Consider the following 6117-nt stretch of genomic DNA (forward strand, 5'->3'; position numbering starts at 1 on the left):
TTCCAACTACCTGGGCGGACGAGTATGGCGTGTTGCTCCTCAGGTCCCGCAGAAGGTGCGGAACACGCGCTCGGTGGGCGGCGCCGGTAGGGTGTACTCCTCGCGGCCGGGCTGCTCGGTAAAGGGCTCGGCCAGCACCTCGCGCAGGGCCTCGAAGGGGGCGAAGTCGTCCTTCTCGACCGCCGCGGCCAGCGCCTCCTCTACCTTGTGGTTACGCGGGATATAGAGCGGGTTCACGGCGCGCATCCGCGTGGCGATGTCCGCCATCTCGATGCCCTCCCGGGCCAGCCGCTCGCGCCAGCGCGGCAGCCAGGTGCGGATGGGGTCGTCGCGCTCGAACAGCTCGAGCAGCGGGGCCTCGGCCTGCGGGTCACCGGCCAGCTCGGCCAGGCGGCGGAAGCTCAGGGTGAAGTCGGCGCGGCCGGCGTGCAGCGCCTCGAGCAGGTCCTCGGCCAGCTGGCGGTCGCCCTCCTCCTCGGCCGCCAGCCCCAGCTTGGCGCGCATCACCGCCAGCCACTCGGCCTCGTACTGGCCTTCATAGCGCTTGATCACCTCGGTGGCCCGCTCCACGGCGCGCTCCTGATCGTCGTCGATCAGCGGGATCAGGGTCTCGGCGAAGCGCGCCAGGTTCCACTGGGCGATCCACGGCTGGTTGCGGTAGGCGTAGCGGCCGCCCTCGTCGATGGAGCTGAACACCGTGCGCGCATCGTACGCCTCCATGAAGGCGCAGGGGCCGTAGTCGAGGGTCTCGCCGGCGATGGCGCAGTTGTCGGTGTTCATCACCCCATGGATGAAGCCGAGCCCCATCCACTTCGCCACCAGCGCCGCCTGACGCGCCTGCACCGCCTCCACCAGGGCCAGGTAGCGCCGGGTCGCATCGATCTCCGCCAGCTCCGGGTAGTGACGCTCGATGGCCATGTCGGCCAGGGTGCGCACCGCCTCCAGGTCGCCGCGGGCGGCGAAGTACTGGAAGGTGCCCACCCGCAGGTGGCTCGCCGCCACCCGGGTCAGCACGGCACCGGGCTCCGGCACCCGGCGGAACACCCGCTCGCCGGTGGTCACCGCGGCCAGCGCCCGGGTGGAGGGCACGCCGAGGCAGTGCATGCCCTCGCTGATCAGGTATTCGCGCAGCACCGGCCCCAGCGGGGCGCGGCCGTCGGCGCCCCGCGAGAAGGGCGTGCACCCGGCCCCCTTGAGCTGGATATCGCGCAGGCCCCCGTTCCGGTCCCGGACCTCGCCCAGCAGCACGGCGCGGCCGTCGCCCAGGCGCGGCACGAAGTTGCCGAACTGGTGGCCGGCATAGGCCTGGGCGATGGGATCGGCACCCTCCGGCAGCGCATTGCCGGCGAACCAGTCGGCGGCCTGGCGCTCGTCGAAGGCGCCCAGGTCGAAGCCCAGCTCCTCGGCCAGTGGCCGGTTGAAGGCCACCAGCCGAGGCTCGGGCACCGGCACGGGGGCGAAGCGCACGTGGAAACGCTCGGGCAGGCGGGCGTAGCGCAGGGTGAACTCGGGAAACATGGCGGCTCCGGTCGACGGCTGCGGCGCAGCCGGTGGATGGGTACCCGAGTATATCGCTCGGGATTGGGGCTTTCGACCCGTGCCCGGCGCCCCTCGTTCGGTCCCTTCGCCCTCGCCCCGCCACGACTAGAGTTCCCCGGCCGTTCAGCCCTCCAGGGTGAGCTGCTCGCGGATCAGCTCGGCCAGGCGCCGGGCCGGCTCGGTGGGCCGCCGCGCGGCGCGGTGCAGGGCCAGCTCCACGGCGGGCAGCGCCGGCAGGCCGCTCGACTCGTCCAGCGCCCGCAGCTGCGGGGTGAGCATGTTGCGCGTCACCACCACGATGGCCAGACCCGCCTGCACCACCGGCGCCAGCCCGGCCATGGACTGGCTGGTGTAGGCCACCCGCCAGTCGCGCCCCGCCGCGGCCAGTGCCGCCTCGGCCACCTCGCGGAACAGGTCGGCGCCCGGCGAATAGAGCGCCAGCGGCAGCGGGTCGGAAAGCGCCGGCTGGCGCTCCAGCCCCACCGCCCAGGCCAGCGGCTCGCGGCGGATCACCTCGCCGCCCGGCGAATGGCGCTGACGGGTCACCAGCGCCATATCCAGCTCGGCGGCACGCACCCGTTCCACCAGGTGGACGCTGGTGCCGCAGGCCACCTGCAGGCGCACCTCGGGGTAGAGCTGGTGGAACCAGGAGAACACCGAGGTGAGCAAGGGCGCATAGTCCTCGGGAATGCCCAGGTTCACCTCGCCGCTGACCCGGCGCGTGCGCATGTCGGCCAGCGCCTCGTCGTTCAGCGCCAGCAGCCGGCGGGCATGGCCCAGCAGCCGCTCGCCCTCGGCGGTGAAGCGCAGCCGCCGCCCCGCCCGCTCGTGCAGGGCCACCGCCAGCGACGACTCCAGCCGGCTCAGCTGCATGCTCACGGTGGACTGGGTGTAGGCCAGGCGCCGCGCGGCGGCGGTGACGCTGCCGGTATCGGCGACGGCCACCAGGGTGCGCAGCAGGTTCAGGTCGAGGGTCGGGGCGCGCATCAATACATCACCAATATTGATGAATTCAATCAATAAAGATCGATTTTGTGATGATTGTGGACCGGATAGGATGCCTGCGCCACCCACCCAGGCCAGGAGGTCCCGCCATGCAGATCCAGACGCCCCATCTCACCCGTTCCGGCTGGCAAGGCGCCGGCGCCGCCGGGCTGGCGGTGCTGCTCTGGGCGCTGGTGCCGCTGCTGGTGGCTGCCGCCGGCGAACTGCCGCCGCTGCGCCTCTCGGCGCTGGCGCTGCTGGCCGGCGCCCTGGGCACCCTGCCCATGGCGCGCCGCCGGCGGCATCGCGAGGCGCCGCTCACGAGGCGGCATGGCGTGGTGGTCTACCTCGGGGTGTCGCTGCTGGTGGCCGGGGCGGTGGGGGCCTGCTTCGCCAGCCTTTCCCTGGCGCCGGCCGCCGAGGCAGCGCTGATCACCTATACCTGGCCGGTGCTCTTCCTGCTGGCCGGCCAGTGGCTGGCGCGGCGGCGCCTGTCGCCGGCCACGCTCGGGGGCGCACTGCTGGCGTTCTCGGGCGCCGCCCTGCTGGTCGCTCCCCAGGCCCTGACGGGCGGCTTCTCCGGCGCCTGGGAGGGCTACCTGCTGGCGCTGGTGGCGGCGCTGTGCTGGGCGCTCTACTCGCTGGCCTGCCGGGTGCCCGCCTATCGCCTCGGCGAGCGCATGCCGCACCTGCTGCTCATCGCCAGCGTCATGACTGGCGCCGCCAGCCTGCTGTTGGAGGGGGTGCGCACCCTGCCCTCGCCCGACGCCCTGCTGGCCACCGCGGCCCTGGGGCTCGGGCCCTACGGCATCGCCATGCTGGCCTGGGACCGTGCCCTCAAGGACCCGCAGGCCCAGCGCCTGGGCAACCTGGCCCACGCCGTGCCGGTGCTGGCGACCCTCTTCCTGGTGCTCGCCGGGGTGACGGCGCCGGACTGGCGGCTGCCGGTGGCCGCGGTGCTGGTAGTGGCGGGCAGCATGACCGCGGGCCAGGAACCGTCGAGTGCCAGGCGCCCCGAGCCGCACCGCCGGTTTCGCCGGAGCTGAGGGCAGTTGCCTTCCGGATCGGGGCAGATTGGACATTCGACCTTCGGATGGGTAGGGTGATGGCCCCCGGATCAGGACAACACCGACAACCCCGATCCCCGACTGGCCGCGGCCACCGCGCCAGGCCACCCTGGTCTTGCCTCACCGCAGACTGGATCGCCGTACCTTCGACTGACCGTCGACGACGCCATCGATAGAGAAGGAATCCATGTCGCGCCACTACGCCGATGAGGGCCGGTGCATGCCGCGCCGCCCGCCGCCCGACCTCCCCCTCGCGGGGTAATGCCTCCCACGGCAGGCTCTGCCGTGCCTGATCGCCACCCCTGACGCCGCGCCGCTTCCGGTGCCGGTCGCCCGATGTCGGGCTGCCGCACAGCGTCGGTGTGTCGTGACCCTGGCACCCCCCCCAGCTCCATCGCCGCGTTCGGCATCCAGGCCCGCCCGGGATGCCCGGAACGCCTCCGTTCCACTTGCCGAGGGACCGCCCTTGAACAGCGAATCGCTCTACCAGTTCTCGACCCCGACCGTCATCCTGCTGCTGCTCGCCTTCTACGGCGGCACCTACCTGCTGACGCTCGGCATCCGCAAGAAAAACGAAGATGCCGACGCCTTCATGGTCTCCAATCACCGCGTGGGCTTCGGCATCGGCGCCGCCAGCATGACCGCCACCTGGATCTGGGCCGCCTCCTTCTATGCCGCCGCTACCTCCGGCTACACCTACGGCGTCTCAGGCCCGATCCACTATGGCCTGTGGGGGGCGCTGATGATCCTCTTCATCTACCCCTTCGGCCGGCGTTTCAGGAAGCTCGCCCCCAACGCCCACACCCTGGGCGAGCTGATCCACGCCCGCCACGGCGCCTCCAGCCAGTTGATCCTGGCACTCTCCAACGTACTGGGCAGCGTGATCAGCCTGATGGTGAACTTCACCGCTGCCGGCGCCCTGGTCTCGGTACTCTCGCCGCTCTCCTTCCAGGCCGGGGTGATCATCGCCGGCCTGGGCGTGCTGCTCTACACCCTGTGGTCCGGCTTCCGCGCCTCGGTACTGACCGACTTCGCCCAGTTGGTGGCGCTGATGGCCATCGCCGTGGTGATCATCCCCGCCGTCTTCTTCGCCATGGGCGGCCCCGGCGAATTGGTCGCCGGCCTCGACACCCTGAGCGCCGAGCAGGCGAACTTCTTCTCCTTCGAAGCCATCCTCAACCAGGGCGCGCCCTTCTTCGTCGCCGTGCTCGCCTACGCCATCGGTAACCAGACCATCTCCCAGCGCCTGTTCGCGGTGAACGAGGACCACATCAAACCCACCTTCCTCACCGCCACCGTGGGCTACGGCGCCATCGTCATCGGCCTGGGCATGATCGGCCTGATGGCGCTCACATTGGGCGTGGAGCCGCTCAACGGCGACATGAACAACTTGATTCCGCAGATGGTCTCCGGCTACCTGCCGCCGGTGTTCATCGCGCTGTTCTTCATCCTGGTGATCGGCTCGCTCTCTTCCACCGCCGACTCCGACCTCTCGGCGCTGTCGGCGATCATGATGGCCGACGTCTACGGCAAGAACCTCGCCCGCGGCAAGGCCGATCCGCGGCGCATGCTGCTGGTGGGGCGCCTGACCATGATCGTCGCCACGGCCATCGGCATCGTCTTCGCCAGCTTCTCCCTGGACATCCTGGTGATGCTGGTCTTCGTCGGCGCCCTGTGGGGGGCCATCGTCTTCCCGGTCATCGCCAGTTGCTTCTGGAATCGCGTGACCAACGCAGCCTTCACCACCTCGGTGCTGGTGGCCATGGTGCTGTTCTGTGCCGCGCGCTTCGAGCTGGTGGAGCTGGCCGGCCCCGGCGGCCTGTTCTTCGAACTGCTGGCCAGCATCGGTGGCGGCGTGATCATCGGCTTGATGGTGTTCGGCTTCCTCGGCCGCACCGCCGGCTTCGTCGCCGGCGCCCTGGCGCTGATCGCCATGCTGGTCTTCGCCACCGGCTTCCTGCGCGACTACACCGTGCTGCTCGCCTCCCTCACCGCCTACGGCGCCAGCACCCTGGTCTGCGTGGTGATGAGCCTGGCCAGCCGCGAGCGCTTCGACTTCGCCACCATCGGCGAACGAGTCGGCGACTACGACGCCCCCCATGAGGCGCCGACCCCTTCCGAAGACGACGGCGTCCCGGCTGCCGCCGGACTGGCTGCCCAGCGCTGATCTCATCACGCTGAACCCAACGCAACGCGGGCGCTGCCGTGCGTCGGCGGCGCCCGAAGGAGATTCGACATGACCGCACTCTATGGTTTCTACGTGCTGATCTGGCCCGCCCTCACCCTGGGGGTGCTGGCGCTGATCATCCGCGCGGTACTGCGCGATCGCCGCAAGGCAAAGGAAGAACGGCGCGAGCTGGTATGAAACGCGCCGCGAGGACGCCACGGGCCCTGAGGACAGGGCCCGAAGTTCCCCTTGGGGCCTGACCCGAATGACACTTACTTAAGGCATCACTGATGACGTAACCATTTGATATTAATGAAAACGGACGATGGATTGCGGTATTGTGTAAGTCGCGAAACCACA

Annotated in this window: 5 protein-coding genes; 3 read left to right on the forward strand and 2 right to left on the reverse strand. The window is 70.3% G+C overall.

Annotation, left to right across the window (positions count from 1 at the left end):
• Positions 1-39: 39 nt before the first annotated feature.
• Positions 40-1518, reverse strand: a complete 1479-nt coding sequence (locus QWY80_RS02615; protein WP_290229120.1) for a protein adenylyltransferase SelO — start codon at positions 1516-1518, stop codon at positions 40-42.
• A 144-nt stretch (positions 1519-1662) separates the two neighbouring features.
• Complete coding sequence (locus QWY80_RS02620; protein ID WP_290229121.1) at positions 1663-2526, reverse strand: LysR substrate-binding domain-containing protein; 864 nt, start codon at positions 2524-2526, stop codon at positions 1663-1665.
• Between the two features lie 107 nt (positions 2527-2633).
• Here QWY80_RS02620 and QWY80_RS02625 point away from each other — a divergent pair, with 107 nt between their 5' ends.
• The 3 genes from QWY80_RS02625 (at position 2634) to QWY80_RS02635 (ending at position 5955) form a co-directional block, all read left to right on the forward strand.
• The gene (locus tag QWY80_RS02625) at positions 2634-3569 is read left to right on the forward strand and encodes a DMT family transporter (RefSeq protein WP_290229122.1); all 936 of its coding nucleotides are present in this window, start codon (positions 2634-2636) and stop codon (positions 3567-3569) included.
• A gap of 487 nt (positions 3570-4056) precedes the next feature.
• The gene (locus QWY80_RS02630) at positions 4057-5757 is read left to right on the forward strand and encodes a sodium:solute symporter family protein (RefSeq protein ID WP_290229123.1); all 1701 of its coding nucleotides are present in this window, start codon (positions 4057-4059) and stop codon (positions 5755-5757) included.
• Positions 5758-5826: 69 nt separating this feature from the next.
• The gene (locus QWY80_RS02635; RefSeq protein WP_290229124.1) at positions 5827-5955 is read left to right on the forward strand and encodes a putative transporter small subunit; all 129 of its coding nucleotides are present in this window, start codon (positions 5827-5829) and stop codon (positions 5953-5955) included.
• Positions 5956-6117 lie beyond the last annotated feature (162 nt).

It is taken from the genome of Halomonas ramblicola (assembly GCF_030409215.1).
In the GTDB taxonomy this organism is placed as follows: domain Bacteria; phylum Pseudomonadota; class Gammaproteobacteria; order Pseudomonadales; family Halomonadaceae; genus Halomonas; species Halomonas ramblicola.

What these genes read in the sequence shown, in the direction of transcription:
- QWY80_RS02615 (WP_290229120.1), bottom strand. Translation starts at nt 1,518, where the DNA reads ATGTTTCCCGAGTTCACCCTGCGCTACGCCCGCCTGCCCGAGCGTTTC.
- QWY80_RS02625 (WP_290229122.1), top strand. Translation starts at nt 2,634, where the DNA reads ATGCAGATCCAGACGCCCCATCTCACCCGTTCCGGCTGGCAAGGCGCC.
- QWY80_RS02635 (WP_290229124.1), top strand. Translation starts at nt 5,827, where the DNA reads ATGACCGCACTCTATGGTTTCTACGTGCTGATCTGGCCCGCCCTCACC.
- QWY80_RS02620 (WP_290229121.1), bottom strand. Translation starts at nt 2,526, where the DNA reads ATGCGCGCCCCGACCCTCGACCTGAACCTGCTGCGCACCCTGGTGGCC.